This is a genomic window from Stutzerimonas stutzeri (genome assembly GCF_002890915.1).
Classification (GTDB): domain Bacteria; phylum Pseudomonadota; class Gammaproteobacteria; order Pseudomonadales; family Pseudomonadaceae; genus Stutzerimonas; species Stutzerimonas stutzeri_AF.
Genome location: NZ_POUT01000001.1, coordinates 389,055 through 407,774, shown reverse-complemented (window position 1 = coordinate 407,774; position 18,720 = coordinate 389,055). Strand labels below are relative to the sequence as shown.

Genomic DNA, 18,720 nt, shown 5'->3' with positions numbered 1-18,720 from the left:
TGTTCACGGGGCAATTACCTCTCGGTCTGTCGATGGTAGGCGGGGTGATGGGCTCTCAGCCGGGCGGTTGCGGGGCCGGGCCGGAGCTGCCGCGCACGATCAGTTCGGTGGCGGTCTCAATCGGTCCCGGCCGCGGTTTGCCGGCCAGTGCGTCGAGCAGGTAGGTGCCGGCGCTGGCGCCGATCTGCTCGAGCTCCACGCGGAAGGTGGTCAGCGGCGGCGACATGTGGCGGGCGTAGTCGAAGTCGTTGAAGCCGACCACCGAGACATCCTCGGGCACCCGCACGCCGAGGCTTCTGGCCGCCAGCAGCGCGCCGAAGGCCAGCAGGTCGTTGGCGCAGATGACCGCGGTGGGGCGGGTCGGCCCTTGCAGCAGCTGGCGCATGGCGGCGATGCCGTCTTCCAGCGTCAGGTTGGTCTCCAGGCGCCAGTGCGGCGGCAATTCCAGGCCCACTTCGGCCAGCCGCGCCTGGGTACCGATGATGCGGTCGCCGACCCGGTCGTTGAACGAGGGTTCGCCGACCAGCATGGCGAAGCGGCGGTGGCCGAAGGCGAGCAGGTGGTCGACCATCTGCCGCGCGACGGCGACGTTGTCGAAGCCGACGCTGGGGTGCTGGCTGTCCTGCGCCCAGGCCTGCACGCAGGGGATGCGCTTGCTCTCGATCAACTGCCACATCTTCGGGTCGTGGGTGCGGCCGACCACCATCAGCGCGTCGACGCCGTGTTCGAGCATGGTCTGCACTTCCTTCAGCTCGACCTGGGCGTCGAAGCCGAAGCTGGCCACCAGCAGGGTATAGCCGGCCCGGTGCACGGTCTGCTGGAAGGCGGCGAGCGGGCGCGAGAAGGTCTCGGTGGCCAGGGTCGGCACGACCGCGCCGATGGTCATGCTGCGCCGCGAGGACAGCGTGCGCGCGGCGGCGTTGAGCACGTAGCCGAGTTCGTCGCAGGCGCGCTGCACGGCGCGGCGCTTGTCGTCACGCACGGCCGCGCTGCCGTTGAGCACGCGCGAGACGGTAGCGGTCGACACGCCGGCGCGGCGGGCGACGTCGCGCAGGCCGGCGCGCGACAGCAGGGCAGGGGGTTGGGGCATGGAGTTTCCCATTGCAGTTCGTCGAAAAAAATCACCGTGAGCGAACGGTGGTTGACATCAGGAAAAACCGATTCTAGCTTTTTGTAAACGGTTACATCGCCTCAGTGAGCAAATGTAAGCGGTTACAAGCGTCTGTCAATAGCCTTCGCAACCGCAGCGCCACAGCCTTCCGGGGCGCTTCGCCGCTGAAATGAAACCGGTTACATCGGGCCTCGCCCGTCGTTCCATCGCCGATAACAAGGAAAACAATGCAATGGCCATCATCACCTCGATTTCCGTCTGCGCGGCCCGGGTGCCGCTGGATCGGGTCACCTCCTTCTCCAACCGCACCGTGCATGCCCGCGACTACGGCCTGGTCAAGGTGACCTCCGCGGACGGCGTGACCGGCATCGGCTTCTGCTACGTCGGCAGCGCCGGCGGCGAGCTGCTGCCGGTCGCCGTGGAAAAGCTGCTGGCGCCGGTGCTGCTCGGCCGCGATTCGCTGGACGTCGAGGCGCTGTGGCGCGAGATGTACCAGGAAGCCCTGCTGCAGGGTCGCGCCGGGGTGGTCATGCGCGCCATCAGCATCCTCGACACCGCGCTCTGGGACCTCAACGCGCGCAGCGCCGGCCTGCCGCTGCACCGCTACCTCGGTGCGGCCAGCGCCGAGCGCGTGCTGGCCTACGCCAGCGGCGGCTACTACCTCGACGGCAAGACCCCCGAGCTGCTCGGCGAGGAGCTGGCGCACTACGTGTCGCTCGGCTTCAAGGCGGTGAAGATGAAGACCGGCCGCCTCTCGCCGAAGGAGGAGGAGGCGCGGGTGGCGGCGGCGCGCGAGGCCATCGGCCCCGATGTGGCGCTGATGCTCGACGTCAACAACGGCTGGAGCGACGTCACCGAGGCGCTGCAGTACGTGCGCCGCTTCGAGCGCTACGACCCGGCCTTCGTCGAGGAGCCGTTCCTGGTCGACGACATCGACAGCCACGCGCGCCTGGCGCGGGCCACCTCGATCCCGGTGGCCACCGGCGAGGTGGAGGTCGGCCGCTGGCGGCACAAGGAACTGCTCGACAAGGGCGGCGCGGCCATCCTGCAGACCGACGCGGTGGTCTGCGGCGGCATCACCGAATGGCGTCGCATCGCCGCCATGGCCGCCGGCTACGGCGTGCCGATGTACCCGCACTGGTTCCACGACGTGCACGCGCCGCTGGTGGCCGCCACGCCGAACGCGCGCTACGTGGAGTTCTTCTGGGACGACCAGATGCTCAACTTCCGCCGCCTGATTGACCGCCAGCTGGAGCAGGAAGGCGGCTACATCAAGCTGCACCAGGGGGCCGGACTGGGCTTCGATTTCGCCGAGCAGGCCGTCGCGCAGTACGCGCTTCGCACGCCCGGCGGCGCGCCCTGGCTGACATTGGAACATCACCGCTGAAAGGAGGAGTCATCCATAACCGCTGAAGGGACGCCGCGAAGGCCTTGCGCCACGGCTCGACGAAGCGCCAACAGACCTGGGTTCGATTCGCGCCAGACAACATAAATCCAAGAATAGTGTGGAGTTAGCGAGATGAAGATGAGCAAGAAACTGTCCACCGTAGTCCTGTGCGCCGCAACGCTGGTTGCGGCGCCCTTCACCGTCCAGGCGGAATACGTCGCCGGCGACGAGGTCCGGGTGTTGCAGGGCTTCAAGCCGGGCGGCGGCAGCGATGTGCTGGCGCAACTGGTGCAGCCCTACCTCAGCAAGCAGCTGGGGGTCAATTTCATCAACGAGTACATCCCCGGCGCCACCGGCGCGATCGCCTGGACGCGGCTGACCAAGCAGTCGAAGAAGGACGGTTCGATCATCAGCATCACCAACACCCCCATGCTGATGACCAACTACATCATGAACGATGCGATCACCTACAACATCCGGGAGCTGACGCCGATCGCCAACGTGGTCACCGATCCGGGCATCGCCGTGGTGGGCAAGGACAGCCCGTTCAACAGCATCGAGGACCTGCTGGCCGCCGCCAAGGCCAAGCCGGGGGTCGTCACCGTCGGCAATTCCGGCATGGGCGGCGACGATTTCTTCACCACCCTGCTGATCGAGAAGGCCACCGGCCTGTCGTTCAAGAAGGTCCCGTTCCAGGGTGACGGGCCTTCGGCCACGGCGGCCCTGGGCAACAAGATCGACGTCAGCTTCAACAACGTCGGCACCGTCTACAGCCAGGTGCAGAGCGGCAACCTGAAAGCGCTCGCGGTGTTTTCCGAGAAGCGCATCGACAGCCTGCCCGGCGTGCCGACCCTGAAGGAGAAGGGCATCGACGTGGTCGCCGGCTCTTCGCGCGGCTACAGCGCCCCGGCGGACATTCCCGAGGATGCGCGCACGCAGCTGATCGCTGCCTTCGAGGCGCTGCGCAACGACCAGGCGTTTCTCGCGGATGCCCGGAAGCGGGCGCTGAACATCGACATCGTCACCGGCGAGGACTACGCCAGGATGTTCGAACTCATGGAGACGGAATTCCAGGGTATCTGGCAGGAAGTGGGTAGCAAGCAGTGAAGCGCGCCTGCGAACGCCCCGGGAGGAGGTTCCGATGAACAAGCACAGAGTATTGCTCGGGCTCTTCGGCATCGCCCTGGCCGGGTTGTTTTTCGTCAATGCGCTGAACTACCCGGCGGCAGCGGCCGAGATGCCGCTGATCTACTCGGTGACCGTGGCGTTGCTGTCGCTGGCCATGGTGCTTGCGGAACTGCTGCGCCGGGCTCCGGCCGGCAGTGGCGAGGCGAGTGAAGAACGTCCGCGCCCGCGTCATGCGGCGGCCTTCGCCGTCTTCGCCCTGGCCATCGCCTACGTCGCGGCCATCGATACGCTCGGCTACCTGCTGTCGACCGTGGCGTTCATGGCCGTGGCGCTGCTGGTGATCCGTACGGTGTCGGTGCGTTTCGCGCTCTTCGGGACGGTGGCGCTGGTGGCCGTGGTGTGCCTGGTGTTCATCCATTTCCTCGGGCTCCCCGTTCCGCTGCTTCCTCCGGCGATCTCCTGATCGCCGCTCTTCCACCTTCGGCGAGGCCTTATTCGTGGAAACTTCGATCGTCCTGACCGGGTTGGCCAATGTGCTGACCCTGTCCAATATCGCTGCGATACTCGGCGGCACCCTGTTGGGGCTGTTCGTCGGCGCCATGCCGGGGCTGTCCGCCACCATGGCGCTGGCCCTGCTGCTGCCGCTGACCTTCAGCATGGATACCGCCACCGGCCTGAGCATGCTCGCCTCGCTCTACGTCGGCGCGTCCTATGGCGGCTCGATCGCCGCGATCCTGCTGCGCACGCCGGGTACGCCTTCGGCCGCCGCCACCGTGCTCGACGGCTTCCCGATGTCGCAACAGGGCCAGGCGGGCAAGGCGCTGGGCATCTCGCTGTTCGCGTCCTTCATCGGCGGCCTGCTGAGCGGGGTCGCGCTGCTCATGGCGGCACCGTTGCTCGGCGGCCTGGTGGTGCAGTTCGGGCCGATCGAGCTGTTCGCCATCGCCGTGCTCGGCATCACCATCATCGGTTCGCTGGCCCAGGGCTCGGTGATCAACGGGCTGTTCTCCGGCGCGGTCGGGCTGCTGGTGAGCACGGTGGGCATGGACCTGACCACCGGCACGCCGCGCATGACCTTCGGCAATATCAACCTGTTTTCCGGGATCAGCTTCACCGTGGCCCTGATCGGCCTGTTCTCGATCCCCCAGGCGCTGTCGCTGATCGAGCACTCCAATGCCGCCGCCAAGGTCGCCAGCCGCATCACCGACCGCCTGATTCCCCGGCTCGCCGAGCTGAAGGCGCTGATGCCCAACATCCTGCGTTCGAGCGGGATCGGCATCGTCGTCGGGCTGATCCCCGGCACCGGCGGCGACACCGCCAGCTGGTTCGCCTACAACGAGGCCAAGCGTTTCGCCAGGGACAAGACCGGCTTCGGCCAGGGCGCCCCGGCCGGCGTCGCGGCGCCCGAGGCGGCGAACAACGCGGTGGTCGGCGGTGCGCTGATCCCCACCATCGCCCTCGGCATCCCCGGCAGCTCGGCCACCGCCATCCTGCTCGGCGCCCTGATGGTGCAGGGCATCCTGCCGGGGCCGAACCTGCTCACCGACTACGGCGATGTCACCTACACGCTGATCTGGGCGGTGATCTTCGCCAATCTCGGGCTGCTGGGCGTCGGCCTGATGTTCACCAAGGCCAGCGTGATGGTCACGCGCATCCCGGATGGCTTCATCGCCTGCGCCATCATCGCGCTCTGCGTCATCGGCGCCTACGCCATCAACAACAGCCTGTTCGAGGTGGGGCTGATGCTCGGTTTCGGCCTGTTCGGCTACTGGCTGTCGAAGGCTGGGGTGTCGCCGGCGCCGATGGTCATCGGGCTGATCCTCGGGCCGGTGATGGAGAACGGCTTCCACCAGTCGATGCTCATCGGCAACGGCGACTACGGCATCTTCCTGTCCAGCCCGATCGCCGTGGTGCTGCTGTGCATGGCGGCGTTCTCGATCCTGCAGGCCACCCCGCTGTTCCGCTGGCTGATCGCCTCGCTCCGGCGGCGCGCACAGCTGGCCTGAACCCACCGACCCAGCAGAACAAGACATATGAGGAAAGCATCATGAGTCATGCCATGGGGCGCGTCTGGTCGCCGGTGATCACACCGTTCGGCCCGGACCTCACGCCGGATATGGAACGTTTCATCGCGCATTGCCGCTGGCTGCTGGCCGCCGATGTCGGGCTGGCCGTGTTCGGCACCAATTCCGAGGCCAACTCGCTCTCGGTCGAGGAGAAGATCCGCCTGCTGGACGCCCTGATCGAGGCCGGCATCCCCGCCGCCCGGCTGATGCCGGGGACCGGCGCCTGCGCGCTGTCCGACACCGTCGCGCAGACCCGCCATGCGGTCGGCAAGGGAGTCGAGGGAGTGCTGATGCTGCCGCCGTTCTACTACAAGGGCGTCTCCGACGAAGGGCTGTTCCGCTACTTCAGCGAAGTGATCGAGCGGGTCGCCGACGACGCGCTGCGCATCTACCTCTACCACATCCCGCCGGTGTCGCAGGTGCCGCTGTCGCTGGCGCTGATCGAGCGCCTGCGCATGGCCTATCCGCGGCAGGTGGTCGGCGTGAAGGACAGCTCCGGCGACTGGGCCAACACCCGCGCGATGATCGACCGGTTCGCCGCCGACGGCTTCCAGGTCTATGCCGGCAGCGAGCCTTTCCTGCTGCAGACCCTGCGCGCCGGCGGCGCCGGCTGCATCAGCGCCACGGCGAACGTCAACCCGGCGCCGATCGCCCGGCTGGCGAAGACCTGGCAGGCGGACGACGCCGACACGCAGCAGGCCGCGCTGGTGCGGACCCGCAAGCTGTTCGAACGCTTCCCGATGATTCCCGCGCTCAAGGCGGTCACCGCGCGCTGCAGCGGCCTCGGCCAATGGGCGCGGCTGCGCCCGCCGCTGGTGGAGCTCGACGAGGTGCAGCGCCGGGAGCTGTTCGCCACGCTCGACGAGATCGGCTTCGACATGCCGGGACTGCAGTACAGCTGAGGGGAGATCACCGCATGGACAGGAAACGCATCGTGGCCCTGCGCCGCCTGAAACCGGCGCACCTGCAACGCCTGCGCGAGGCGTTCGAGGTCACCTACTTCGAAGAACCGCAGCACCAGCCCGAGGCGGTCGGCGCCGCGCTGTGCCGGGCGCACGGGCTGATCGGCGGCAAGCTGCAGCTGAGCCCGGCGATGCTCGACGAGGCGCCGCAGCTGGAAGTCGTCTCGACCATCTCGGTGGGCTACGACAACCTGCCCGTCGCCGAGCTGAGCCGCCGCGGCATCCTGCTGACCAACACCCCGGACGTGCTCACCGAGACCACCGCCGACACCGGCTTCATGCTGATCATGGCCAGCGCCCGGCGGCTGGTGGAGCTGGCCAACATGGTGCGCGAGGGGCGCTGGACGCAGCACGTCGGCGAAGCGCAGTTCGGCCACGACGTGCACGGCAAGACGCTCGGCCTGGTCGGGCTGGGGCGCATTGGCCAGGCCGTCGCCCGCCGCGCGCGGGGCTTCGACATGCGCGTGCTCTACAGCAACGCCTCGCCCAAGCCCGCGCTCGAAGCCGAATGGGGCATCGAGCGGCGCAGCTTCGAGCAGCTGCTGGCCGAATCCGACTTCGTCTGCCTCACCGTGCCGCTGACCGAACAGACCGAGCACCTGCTCGGCTACCAGCAGTGCCAGGCGATGAAACGCTCGGCCTTCCTGGTCAACATCGCCCGCGGCAAGGTGGTCGACGAAGCCGGGCTGATCCGCGCCCTGCAGGAGGGCCTGATCGCCGGCGCCGGGCTCGACGTGTTCGAGCAGGAGCCGGTCGCTTGCGACTCGCCGCTGCTGCACATGGACAACGTGGTGACCCTGCCGCACATCGGTTCGGCGACCTGGGAAACCCGCGAGGCGATGGCCAGCTGCGCGATCGACAACCTCTGCCAGGCCCTGCGCGGCGAGCGCCCGCGCGATCTGGTCAACCCCGAGGCCTGGGCGCTGCGCCATCCACATCAGTAGGGAACACCACGACATGCCGGGTAAGCCATCACGACGCTTGGCGTCGATTCTCAACCTGCACGATCTCGAGCGCGCCGCGAAACGCCACCTGCCGCGGCCGATCTACGGCTACATCGCCAACGCGGCGGAGGACGGACGCACCTTCAGCGCCAACCACAGCGCCTTCGACGATTACTCCTTCATACCGCGGGCGCTGGTCGACGTCTCGCAAATCTCGCTGGAGACCGCGCTGTTCGGCCAGCGCTATGCGCTGCCGATCGGCATCGCGCCGATGGGCATCAGCGCGCTGTCGGCCTACCGCGGCGACCTGGTACAGGCGCGGGCGGCGGCCCGCGCCGGCATTCCGATGATCCTCAGCGGCAGTTCGCTGATCCGCATGGAGGAGGTGCTGGCGAACGGCAACACCGACTGGTTCCAGGCCTACCTGCCCGGCGACCGGGCCGGGATCGAGGCGCTGATCGAGCGGGTGCGCAGCGCCGGCTTCGACAAGCTGGTGATCACCGTCGACTACCCGGTGCCGCCCAACTCCGACAACAACAGCCGCGCCGGCTTCTGCTCGCCGCTGCGCCCCAGCCTGCGCCTGGCCCTCGACGGGTTGGCGCGGCCGCGCTGGCTGTTCGGCACGTTCCTGCGCACCCTGCTCGAGCATGGCATGCCGCACTTCGAGAACAACTACGCCACGCGCGGCGTCGCCGTGGTCTCGCGCAACGTCAAGCGCGACTTCTCCGGGCGTAGCCACCTGAACTGGAGCTACCTCGAGCTGGTGCGGCGCCTCTGGCCGGGCAAGCTGGTGGTCAAGGGCATCCTGCATCCGGACGATGCGTGCAAGGCCCGCGATGCCGGCGCCGACGCGCTGATCGTCTCCAACCACGGCGGCCGCCAGCTGGACGGCACCATCGCGGCGCTGCGCGCGCTGCCGGCGGTAGTGGCGGCGGTCGGCGAACTGCCGGTGATGGTCGATAGCGGTTTTCGCCGCGGTACCGACGTGCTCAAGGCGCTGGCGCTGGGCGCGCGTCTGGTGTTCATCGGCCGGCCGTTCAACTACGCGGCGGCCTATGCCGGCGAGGCGGGCGTCAGCCATGCCATCGAGCTCTTGGCGGCGGAACTGCAGCGGGACATGGCCATGCTCGGCGCGACCCGCATCGAGGAACTCAGCGCGCAGTGCCTGATCCGCAATCGCTGAGCCCAGGCGGAGCCCGCGCGGCGGCCGCTGGTCCAGGTCGGGCGCGGGGCGGCATCCCAAACAGGCGGCGTAGAGCCATTGACGGGTCATGCGACTGAACGGTGCTTGCTCTCGCCGCGCCAATGGGCTTTCATTTGGCCCCTGACGCTGTCCACATGCCACTACGCGGTAGCCGCTTCACCGCTCGCATGCGCTCCGGATTCGACGTGGACCGGCAGCATTCCTGACAACAACGATGAGCCACATGACAGAACCGGCCCCCGTTTCTCCGGCCCGTTCGGGCACGCTCGGCGAGCAGCCGGGCATGTCCCTCGAACTGGACGCAGACCGCCTGCAGCTCCTGCTCATGGGCGCCAGGCTACCGGCGCTGCTGACGCTGTGCACCGGCCTGGCCTGCGTCGTGCTGCTCTGGCAGCGGCAGCCGCTGCTGCACCTGCTGTTCTGGCTGCTGTGGGCCGCCGTGCCGGCCGTCTGGCTGCTGCAGCAGACCTGGCTGCTCGAACGCACCCCGGCCGAACGCCGGGTCGCGCCCCACTGGCGGCGTTATTTCATGCTCGGCAACGCCATCTCGGCGCTGGCCCTGGCCTATGCCATCGTCCAACTGGTGCCGGCGGACGATTTCCTGCGACAGGTCCTCATCTACGGGCTCATCGGCTCGATCGTGCTGGCGGTGAGCATCATGTACGCGGTCAGCCTGCCGGCCTTCTTCAGCTTCGTGGCGCCCTGCCTGCTGCCGGCCGGCGTCGGGCTGATCGCCAGCGGCGAGCCGATCCTGCGGGGCTGGGGCGTCCTGGCGTTCGTCCTGTTGCTGACCCTCAGCCTGATCGCCTGGCAGCTCAACCGGATGGTCCGCGACGGCCTGGAACAGCGGCTGCACAAGGCGCGGCTGATCGAGAGCCTGAAAAAGGCCGGGTGCGACGCCGAGCGGCTCAACACCCGCCTGGCATCGGAGATCGAGCAGCGCCGGCACGCCGAACAGCAGTTGCGTAGCGCCTATGACAGCCTCGAACAACGGGTCGCCGAGCGGACCGCGCAGATGGCCAAGGTGGCCGACGAACTCGGCGAAAGCGAGGCGCGCCTGAGCCTGGCCCTCGAAGCCAGCGGCCTCGGCCTGTGGGACTGGGACCTGCAGCACAACACCGTGCATCATTCCCGCCTCGAGGTGGTGTTCGGCATTGGCCAACCACGGCGTTTCGACGACGAAGGCGCCGCCTTGCCGGATGTCCATCCCGACGACCTGCCGGTGGTGCGCGACACGCTGGTCGCCCACCTGAAGGGCGAAACCGAACTCTACGTCGTCGAATACCGCGCTTCGCGGCCCGACGGCGGCTTCATCTGGCTGGAAGACCGCGGCCGGGTGATCCAGCGCGACGATGCCGGGCGTGCGCTGCGCATGATCGGCACCCGCCGCGACGTCAGCGCGCTGCGCCAGCAGGCCGAGCAGCAACGGCTGGCCGCCACCGTGTTCGAGGCCGCCGGCGAAGGCATGGTGATCATGGATGCGCGCTACCGCATCCTCGCCATCAACGACGCCTGCTGCGCGCTGTCCGGCTATTGCCGCGAGGAACTGCTGGGGCGCAGCGTCGCGCGGCTGGCCAGCTCGGCCGAGTCGCAGCGCCAGTACGCGCTGATGCGCCAGTCGCTGGAGCGCGACGGCAGCTGGCAGGGCGAATTGCTGGAGGTGCGCAAGAACGGCGAGGTCTACCCGCAGTGGGTCCAGTTGCGCGAGGTGCGCGACGCCCAGGGCGGCGTCAGCCATGTGGTGGGCTTCGTCTCCGACATGACCGTGCGGCGCCAGGCCGAGGAGCGCCTGCGCTACCTGACGCACTACGACGACCTCACCGGCCTGGCCAACCGCGGCCTGCTCAAGGAGCGCCTGCATGAGGCCTGCCAGCGGGGCCGTCGCAGCGGCTGCAACATGGCGGTGCTGTACATCGACCTCGATCGCTTCAAGATCCTCAACGAAAGCCTCGGCCACGAGGCGGCCGACCAGTTGCTGCGCGAGGTGTCGCGCCGGCTGAGCCAGACGCTCGCCGAGGCCGATACCATCGCCCGGCTGTCCGGCGACGAGTTCGTGGTGCTGCTCGATGGCTACGGCAGCCTGGCCACCCTCGCGCACGTGGGCAGCCGGCTGCTGGCGCGCATCCGCAAGCCGATCGTCATCGGCGAGCAGGAGCTGGTGATCAGCGCCTCCATCGGCGTCAGCCTGCTGCCGGACAACAGCCGCGACGCGGCGACGCTGCTGCGCCAGGCCAACATGGCGATGCAGCAGGCCAAGCACCTGGGCGGCAATACCCTGCAGTTCTTCACCGACCGTCCGCAGGCCTCGAGCATGGAGTACCTGCAGCTGGAGAACCAGCTGCGCAAGGCGCTGGAGGTCGGCCAGCTGGAGGTGTTCTACCAGCCGCGCCTGAGCCTGGCCGACGACTCCCTGGAGGCGGCCGAGGCGCTGGTGCGCTGGCGCCATCCGGAGCTGGGGCTGGTCGCCCCCGGGCAGTTCATCCCGTTGGCCGAGGAGACCGGGCTGATCATCCCGCTGGGCGAGTTCGTCCTGCGCCAGGCCTGCCATCAGGCGCGCCAGTGGCAGCAGCAGGGCCGGGCGGAGATTCGCATCTCGGTGAACCTGTCGGTCAAGCAGTTGCGCCAGGGCAATTTCGTCAGCCTGGTCCGGCAGGTGCTGGAGGAGAGCGGGCTGCCGCCGCAGATGCTCGAACTGGAGCTGACCGAAAGCCAGCTGCTGGACGATATCGACAGCGCCATCGGCATCAGCCAGCAGCTGCGCGCGCTGGGGGTGAAGCTGGCGATCGACGATTTCGGCACCGGTTATTCGTCGCTGAGCTACCTCAAGCGCTTCCCGGTGGATTACGTGAAGATCGACCGCTCATTCATTTCCGGGCTGGAGCATTCCAGCGAGGACGCCGCGATTACCCGGGCGATCATCGCCATGGTGCACAGCCTGGAGCGCAAGGTGGTGGCCGAGGGCGTGGAAACCCAGGCGCAGATGGATTTCCTCAAGGCCAATCGCTGCGACGAGATCCAGGGCTACCTGCTCAGCGCGCCGGTGCCGGTGGAACAGTTCGTCGAGTTGCTGGGATAGGCGCACGGCCCCGTAGATACAAGGGTGCGCTTCGCGTACCGCATGCACCGAGGCCCTGAAAGCATCGCCCCGAGGTCGGGCCTCCCACGAAAGCAGCCTGTGCACACCGCACCCTTGTGGGCGCGCCCTCGTGGCGATGCAGGCCGCAGGCCTGCCGGAGTCCTGAAACCGTAGGCGCATTCGGTAGTTCGCGGCTCAAGCCGCTTCTATCCCCGTGTCGTGCCGCCGTCCAGTTCGCGCATCAGCAGCGCGTAGTGCAGGTCCACGTCTTCCGGCACCGCCAGGTAGACGGTGTGGCCGTCGCCCGGCGCCACCTCGATGGCTTCGCCGCGGCTGTTCTCCAGCGCTTCCAGGCGCAGGTTGAGGTTGCCCTGCGGGGTCATCAGCTCCAGCCTGTCGCCGACGGCGAAGCGGTTCTTCACCCTGACCTCGGCCAGGCCGTTGCGCCGCCCGCCGGTCAGCTCGCCGACGAACTGCTGGCGCTCGGAGAGCGAGAAGCCGCGCTCGTAGTTCTGGTACTCGTCGTGCACGTGGCGGCGCAGGAAGCCCTCGGTGTAGCCGCGGTGGGCGAGGGATTCGAGGGTGTCCATCAGCGACCTGTCGAACGGCCGGCCGGCCACCGCATCGTCGATGGCCTTGCGGTACACCTGCGCGGTGCGCGCCACGTAGTAGTGGCTCTTGGTGCGGCCCTCGATCTTCAGTGAGTGCACGCCCATCTGCACCAGCCGCTCGACATGCTGCACGGCGCGCAGGTCCTTGGAGTTCATGATGTAGGTGCCGTGCTCGTCCTCGCTGACCTCCATGAGCTCGCCGGGGCGGCTGATGTCTTCGAGCAGGAACAGCTCGTCGGTCGGCGCGCCGACGCCCAGGGTCGGCTCGGCGGGCTGCACGGCGATGGGCTGGTAGCGCTGCACGGCGTTGCCCAGCTCGTCTTCCTTGGCCTCGTGGGTCTTGTATTCCCAGCGGCAGGCGTTGGTGCAGGTGCCCTGGTTGGGGTCGCGCTTGTTGATGTAGCCCGACAACAGGCAGCGTCCGGAATAGGCCATGCACAGCGCGCCGTGGACGAACACCTCCAGCTCCATGCCCGGCACCTGCTCGCGGATCTCGCCGATCTCCTCCAGCGACAGCTCGCGCGAGAGGATCACCCGGGAGACGCCCTGGGCGTGCCAGAACTTCACCGTCGCCCAGTTCACCGCGTTGGCCTGCACCGAGAGGTGGATGGTCATCTCGGGGAAATGCTGGCGCACCAGCATGATCAGCCCGGGGTCGGACATGATCAGCGCGTCCGGGCCCATCGCCACCACCGGCTCCAGGTCCTTGATGAAGGTCTTCAGCTTGGCGTTGTGCGGGGCGATGTTGACCACCACGTAGAACTGCTTGCCCAGCGCATGCGCCTCGTCGATGCCGAGCTTGAGGTGGGCGTGGTCGAACTCGTTGTTGCGCACGCGCAGGCTGTAGCGCGGCTGCCCGGCATACACCGCGTCGGCGCCGTAGGCGAAGGCGTAGCGCATGGATTTCAGGGTGCCGGCGGGCGACAGCAGCTCGGGGCGGAAGGGGCGACTCATGGCGGGTGACTCTGGGGTTGCCGAAAAAGAGCGGCGATTCTACGCCGATTGGCGCGGGCTGTGGTCTGGACGGCACACCGCCGGGCGCATCGGCGACGGGCCCGGCGGCGTGGTACGGATGACGGTCAGGCCGCGGCGATCACGTCGCCGTGGTTCTCCGGCTCGATCAGCGCGCGGTGCAGCGCGGCGATGGCGGCGTCGTAGTCGTCCTCGTTGACCACGCACTGCATCTCCACCTGGCGGATCGACTGGTGGATCGCCTGGATGCTGATGCCGGCCTCGGCCAGCGCCGCCACGGTCTTGGCCAGGATGCCCTTGACCTTGAGGTCCGAGCCGATCGCCGAGACGATGGCCAGGTTGTGCACGGTGACCTCGGCGGCCGGGTACTGCTCCTCGATCAGCCGCGCGGCGCGGTTGATCAGCTTGCGCGAGCCGCAGGCGTACCAGGTGATGCTGTTGGCGTCGGAATCCTTGTTCACCACGTAGAGCTTGAGCTGCTTGAGCAGCTTGCTGATCTCCATGTCGTGGCCGATGTCGCCGAGCATGTCCTGGTCGAACACCTCGATGCCGAAGACGTCCTTGCGCCCGGCGATGATCTCCACGCAGGGCTTCTCGGACTTGTAGTCCTGGCTGATCAGGGTGCCGGCGTGGTGCGGCTCGAAGGCGTTCTTGATGCGCAGCTCGACGCCGGCGCGGCGCAGGGTCTTGGCCGCGCGGGGGTGGATGGCCTCCATGCCGAGGTTCGACAGCTGGTCGGCGACGTCGTAGTTGGTGCGGCCGATGGTCACCACCTTGTCGGCGCCGACCAGGTTCGGGTCGGCGGAAGAGAGGTGGAATTCCTTGTGGATGATCGCCTCGCGGGCACCGGTGGCGGCGGCGATCTGGGCGAAGGTGATCTCGCTGTAGCCGCGGTCGTAGGTGTTCATCAGGCCTTCGGCGCAGTGGGTGTAGCCGGTGGCGACCACCAGTTCGCGGCCGAAATCGAAATCGGCGAAGTGGCTGGCGATCATCTCGTCGAACGGCAGTGGCGCCTCCTGCTGCCAGCCGGTGAGGTCGGCCAGGCGCGCATTGACGCCGCGCTGCTTGAGCGCCAGCACCGAGTTGAAGGCGCTGTGCGCCTCGCCGAGGGAGGCGAGCATCTCGCGCACCTTCATCAGGTGCTCGGAGAGCTGGAAGTGGCCGTAGGCGCAGAGCTTCTGCAGGCTGTGCATGCACTCGCTGGCATCGTCGATGCGCGAGTTGATGAACTGGTTGGCGGCGTGCAGCTCGTATTCACTGGCGAACAGCTCGGCGTTCTTCGCCAGCATGCGCTGGCGCACGGTCTCCAGCGCCTCGCGCCAGGCTTCCTCGTTCTGCGCATCGGCGAAGCGCTGGTAGACGCCCGGCTCGCCGGTCTTCTTGTGCTCCAGCAGCAGGTTGGTCATGCCGCTGTAGGCCGAGACGACGAAGATCCGCTGGTACAGCGCCGGGCCTTCGCGGTGGCCGATGAAGATAGTGTCGAGAACTTCCTCGAAGCGGCTCATCGACGTGCCGCCGATCTTTTCTACGGTATGCATCTTTATATTGCGTCCGATTCTGGCAGGCCGTTGAACGGCCGGGCGCGGCGGGTGCGCACCTCGATCAACGAGCTGGAAAATGAATTCGTCTCCGGGCCGACACGCTCCGACCGGATACGGCGTTCGGGCCCGTCGGTGAGACGCGCCCGGACGCTTCAGAGATACTGTTGCGGCTGGATTTCGAGCGGCTCGAAACGTTCGCGCTCGGCCACGAACGGCGGGCGCGGCTGCTGCGCGCAGAAGGGCGCCTGCACGGCATTGTCCACGTGGTTGTAGACGTAGAACAGGTTGCTCCGTGCGCTGGGCGTGATGTTGCCGTTGGAACCGTGCATGGTGTTGCAGTCGAAGAACACCACGCTGCCGGCCGGGCCGGTGGCGCAGTCGATGCCGAAGCGCTCGGCCAGCTCGCTGAGGCTGTGCTCGTCCGGTACGCCGATCTCCTGCTTGCGCAGGGACTTTTCATAATGGTTTTCCGGGGTGGCGCCGACGCAGCGCACGTAGTGCTTGTGCGAGCCGGGCATCAGCATCAGCGGGCCGTTGTACGGCTGGTTGTCGGTCAACAGGATCGAGCAGGACAGGCAGCGCATGCGCGGCATGCCATCCTCGACGTGCCAGGTCTCGAAGTCCGAGTGCCAGTAGAACTCCTTGCCGCTGAAGCCGGGCTTGAAGTTCATCCGCGACTGGTGCACGTAGACGTCGCCGCCGAGGATGTAGCGGGCGATGCCGGCGATGCGCTGGTCGCTGGCCACGCGGGCGAACAGCGGGTTGTCGCGATGGATGGCGAACACCGAGCGGATCGCGCCGCTGTCGGGCTCCTGGATGGTCTTGCCGGAGCCGGCGACCGCCGGGTCATCGCGCAGGCGCTCGAGTTCGGCACGGAATACCGCCACTTCCTCGGCGCTGAACAGGTTGGGGATGACCAGGTAGCCGTCGCGCTCGAAGCGTTCGACCAGCTCTGCCGCGATCGGCGCATTCTCCAGGTCGCTGCGGTAGACCACTGGGTCGATGCGCGCCTGCCAGCTGGGCTGGTCGTCCTGGCGCGAGGGGTAAAGGTCGATATCTTGCGTCGTCACTCCTGTGTCCTCCGTCCGGTCCGTTGCCGGCTTGTCCGATGGACGCCGGTTTCTCCTCGGTTTGTCGGGCCTGAACGCTGTTGGGCTTCGCAGGCTCAACCCAACCTACCGCGTGCGGTGCGTAGGTTGGATTGAGCGAAGCCCAACAGCGTTCAGGCGATCGCCTCCGCCTCCAGCGGATAGACGCCGCTCGCGTCATGCACTTCGCGCCCGTTGAGCGGCGGGTTGAACACGCAGGCCAGCTTCATGTCCTCGCTGCCGCCGCGCAGCAGGTGCTCGTCATGCTTGTCCAGCACGTACAACGTGCCCGGCTCGATCTTGTAGAGCCTGCCGTCGGCGAGGGTTTCGATCTCGCCATTGCCGCTGATGCAGTACACCGACTCGAAGTGGTTCTGGTAGTGGATGTGCGTCTCGCTACCGGCGTAGATGGTGGTGATGTGGAAGGAGAAGCCCACGTTGTCTTCCTTGAGCAGCATGCGCGTGCTGTCCCAGGTGCCGGTCTGGCTGTGGACCTTGCGGTCGGTCTGCTCGCACTCGGCGAGGGTACGTACGATCATTTTTCGACTCCTCAGGAAGCGGCTTGGTTGGTGTCCTGTTCGGACATCACGGCGGCGAAGGCCTTGTCGAGAATGCCCAGCGCGGTATCGATCTGCGCGTCGCTGATCACCAGCGGGCAGAGGCACTTGACCACTTCGCTGTGGGCGCCGCTGGTCTCGATCACCAGGCCGTTTTCGAAGGCGTGGCGGCACACTGCGGCGGCGATCTCGCCGTCCGGGCAGCTGATGCCGAGCATCATTCCGCGGCCCTTGACGAACAGCGAGTCCGGGCCGTGGCGGCGGACGATGCGCTGCATGCCGTCGGCGATGCGCTTGCCCTTGGCGCGCACGCTGGCGGCGAATTCGTCATCCTGCCAGAAGTGCTCGAGCGCCGCGGCGGCGGTGACGAAGGCGTGGTTGTTGCCGCGGAAGGTGCCGTTGTGCTCGCCCGGCTTCCACTGGTCCAGCTCCTCGCGCAGCAACACCATGGCAAACGGCAGGCCGTAGCCGGACAGCGATTTGGACAGGGTGACGATGTCCGGCCGGATGCCCATCTCCTCGAAGCTGAAGAAGCTGCCGGTGCGGCCACAGCCGGCCTGGATGTCGTCGACGATCAGCAGCATCTCGTGCTTGCGGCAGAGTTTTTCCAGCTTGCGCATCCATTCGGCCGAGGCGGTGTTCAGGCCGCCCTCGCCCTGTACCACCTCGACGATCACCGCGGCCGGCTTGTCGATACCGCTGCTCGGGTCTTCCAGCAGCTTGTCCATCATGCCGATGGTGTTGGCCTTGTCGCCGAAGTAGTTGGCGTAGGGCATGCGGCTGACGTCGGTCAGGCCGATGCCCGAGCCGCCGCGGTGGTGCTGGTTGCCGGTGGCGGCCAGCGCGCCGATGCTGCAGCCGTGGAAGCCGTTGGTGAAGCTGATGATGTTGCGGCGCCCGGTGACCTTGCGCGCCAGCTTCATCGCCGCCTCGACCGCGTTGGTGCCGGTCGGGCCGGTGAACTGCATGCGGTAGTTGCCCATGCCGCGCGGTTCGAGGATCAGCCGGTTGAAGGTGTCGAGGAAGCGCTCCTTGGCCGCGGTGTACATGTCCAGGCCATGGGTGATGCCGTCCTGGGCGATGTAGTCGAGCAGCGCCTGCTTGAGCAGCGGGTGGTTGTGCCCGTAGTTGAGCGTGCCGGCGCCGGCGAGAAAGTCGATGTAGTGCGTGCCGTCGCGGGTGACCAGCTCGGCCCCGCGGGCCTGGGTGAAGACCACGGGGAAGGATCGGCAGTAGCTGCGAACCTTGGATTCGTTCAGTTCAAACGTTTTCATGCGTGCTCCTTGAGTTCTTCTTCTCGGTGGGAGGCATCCAGCTCGGGGATGGCGAAGGGGCCGGCGCGATAGAGCACCTCGTCTTCGTGCTGCCCGGCGAAATGCGCGGCGCGGGAGAACCGCGTGCGGGTGCTGCAGGCGGCGTCCAGCCGGGCGAACGCCCGCTTGAACAGCGCCTGGGACGCCGCGTTGTCCGGCGAGATGGTGGTCTCCATGAAGCGCACGCCGTGCTCGCGGGCCGCCCGTGCGGCCAGTGCCAGCAGCATGCGCAGGGCCAGGCCCTGGCCGCGCATGGCGTCGTCGACGGCGACCTGCCAGACGAACAGCGTGTCCGGCCGCGACGGCGGGCGATAGCCGGAGATGAAGCCGACCAGGCGGCCCTGGGCATCTTCGGCGGCGATGGCGGTATCGGCGAAATCGGAACACTGCAGCAGGTTGCAGTAGACCGAGTTGGTATCGAGGGGCTGGCAGCGGGCTACCAGCTGATGAAGGGAATAACCGTCGCCGTCGGTTGGACGACGGAGCGTTACGGTAGCAAAACTCAAAACAAATCCTTTGGGGTTGTTGATTCAATCCTTTTTCAGGGTAAACACATCGGGAAAGTTTTCTCAACCCGCCATCCGCATATGTGGTATCGCCCTGCGCTGCATATGTCCGGGAAACTGGCGAAGTTTCAGATAGTTCAGGACGTATATTTCAAGTCGTTTCAACACTGTGAAATTGGCGTTACGTCGATAGTTCATCGGGCGATATGTTGCCGGGATTTCGCTGCGTCGCGGAAGTTCGCATCGGGCGGCCA

The 18,720-nt window shown here is 67.3% G+C and carries 15 protein-coding genes; 8 read left to right on the top strand and 7 right to left on the bottom strand.

Features of this window, described 5'->3' with window-relative positions; genetic code table 11:
• Window positions 1-55 precede the first annotated feature (55 nt).
• Window positions 56-1,090 carry a LacI family DNA-binding transcriptional regulator gene (locus CXK94_RS01910; protein WP_102893336.1) on the bottom strand — a complete coding sequence of 345 codons (1,035 nt, stop codon included), beginning with the start codon at window positions 1,088-1,090 and terminating at the stop codon, window positions 56-58.
• A gap of 253 nt (window positions 1,091-1,343) precedes the next feature.
• On the opposite strand from CXK94_RS01910, the gene CXK94_RS01905 reads away from it, so the two are divergent.
• From CXK94_RS01905 to CXK94_RS01870, 8 genes are all read left to right on the top strand, one after another.
• Window positions 1,344-2,498, top strand: coding sequence for a mandelate racemase/muconate lactonizing enzyme family protein (locus CXK94_RS01905; protein WP_102893072.1), 1,155 nt, complete (start codon window positions 1,344-1,346; stop codon window positions 2,496-2,498).
• Between the two features lie 138 nt (window positions 2,499-2,636).
• A complete protein-coding gene (locus CXK94_RS01900; protein ID WP_219726478.1) occupies window positions 2,637-3,605 on the top strand; it encodes a Bug family tripartite tricarboxylate transporter substrate binding protein in 969 nt (322 codons plus the stop codon).
• Between the two features lie 34 nt (window positions 3,606-3,639).
• On the top strand, window positions 3,640-4,089 hold the full coding sequence (locus CXK94_RS01895; RefSeq protein WP_102893070.1) for a tripartite tricarboxylate transporter TctB family protein: 450 nt from the start codon (window positions 3,640-3,642) through the stop codon (window positions 4,087-4,089).
• 34 nt (window positions 4,090-4,123) lie between these two features.
• Window positions 4,124-5,632: a tripartite tricarboxylate transporter permease gene (locus tag CXK94_RS01890; protein ID WP_180984373.1), complete on the top strand. Its 1,509-nt coding sequence runs from the start codon at window positions 4,124-4,126 to the stop codon at window positions 5,630-5,632.
• A 41-nt stretch (window positions 5,633-5,673) separates the two neighbouring features.
• Entirely contained in the window at window positions 5,674-6,594 is a 921-nt protein-coding gene (locus CXK94_RS01885) for a dihydrodipicolinate synthase family protein (RefSeq protein ID WP_102893069.1), read from the top strand.
• Between the two features lie 14 nt (window positions 6,595-6,608).
• Window positions 6,609-7,598 carry a 2-hydroxyacid dehydrogenase gene (locus tag CXK94_RS01880; protein WP_102893068.1) on the top strand — a complete coding sequence of 330 codons (990 nt, stop codon included), beginning with the start codon at window positions 6,609-6,611 and terminating at the stop codon, window positions 7,596-7,598.
• Window positions 7,599-7,611: 13 nt separating this feature from the next.
• Window positions 7,612-8,781 (top strand): alpha-hydroxy acid oxidase, encoded by a 1,170-nt coding sequence (locus CXK94_RS01875; protein ID WP_102893067.1) that lies wholly within the window; start codon window positions 7,612-7,614, stop codon window positions 8,779-8,781.
• A gap of 304 nt (window positions 8,782-9,085) precedes the next feature.
• Window positions 9,086-11,878 carry an EAL domain-containing protein gene (locus CXK94_RS01870; RefSeq protein WP_256046085.1) on the top strand — a complete coding sequence of 931 codons (2,793 nt, stop codon included), beginning with the start codon at window positions 9,086-9,088 and terminating at the stop codon, window positions 11,876-11,878.
• Window positions 11,879-12,084: 206 nt separating this feature from the next.
• Here CXK94_RS01870 and yegQ read toward each other — a convergent pair whose 3' ends face one another.
• From yegQ to ectA, 6 genes are all read right to left on the bottom strand, one after another.
• On the bottom strand, window positions 12,085-13,443 hold the full coding sequence (yegQ, locus tag CXK94_RS01865) for a tRNA 5-hydroxyuridine modification protein YegQ (protein ID WP_102893065.1): 1,359 nt from the start codon (window positions 13,441-13,443) through the stop codon (window positions 12,085-12,087).
• Window positions 13,444-13,568: 125 nt separating this feature from the next.
• Window positions 13,569-14,999 (bottom strand): aspartate kinase, encoded by a 1,431-nt coding sequence (locus CXK94_RS01860; RefSeq protein WP_102893064.1) that lies wholly within the window; start codon window positions 14,997-14,999, stop codon window positions 13,569-13,571.
• 155 nt (window positions 15,000-15,154) lie between these two features.
• A complete protein-coding gene (thpD, locus tag CXK94_RS01855; protein WP_256046083.1) occupies window positions 15,155-16,072 on the bottom strand; it encodes an ectoine hydroxylase in 918 nt (305 codons plus the stop codon).
• Window positions 16,073-16,224: 152 nt separating this feature from the next.
• On the bottom strand, window positions 16,225-16,629 hold the full coding sequence (locus CXK94_RS01850) for an ectoine synthase (RefSeq protein WP_102893063.1): 405 nt from the start codon (window positions 16,627-16,629) through the stop codon (window positions 16,225-16,227).
• Window positions 16,630-16,640: 11 nt separating this feature from the next.
• Window positions 16,641-17,921: a diaminobutyrate--2-oxoglutarate transaminase gene (gene ectB / locus CXK94_RS01845; protein ID WP_102893062.1), complete on the bottom strand. Its 1,281-nt coding sequence runs from the start codon at window positions 17,919-17,921 to the stop codon at window positions 16,641-16,643.
• Window positions 17,918-18,466, bottom strand: a complete 549-nt coding sequence (gene ectA / locus CXK94_RS01840; RefSeq protein WP_102893061.1) for a diaminobutyrate acetyltransferase — start codon at window positions 18,464-18,466, stop codon at window positions 17,918-17,920. The genes ectB and ectA overlap by 4 nt, the downstream gene beginning before the upstream one ends.
• Window positions 18,467-18,720 lie beyond the last annotated feature (254 nt).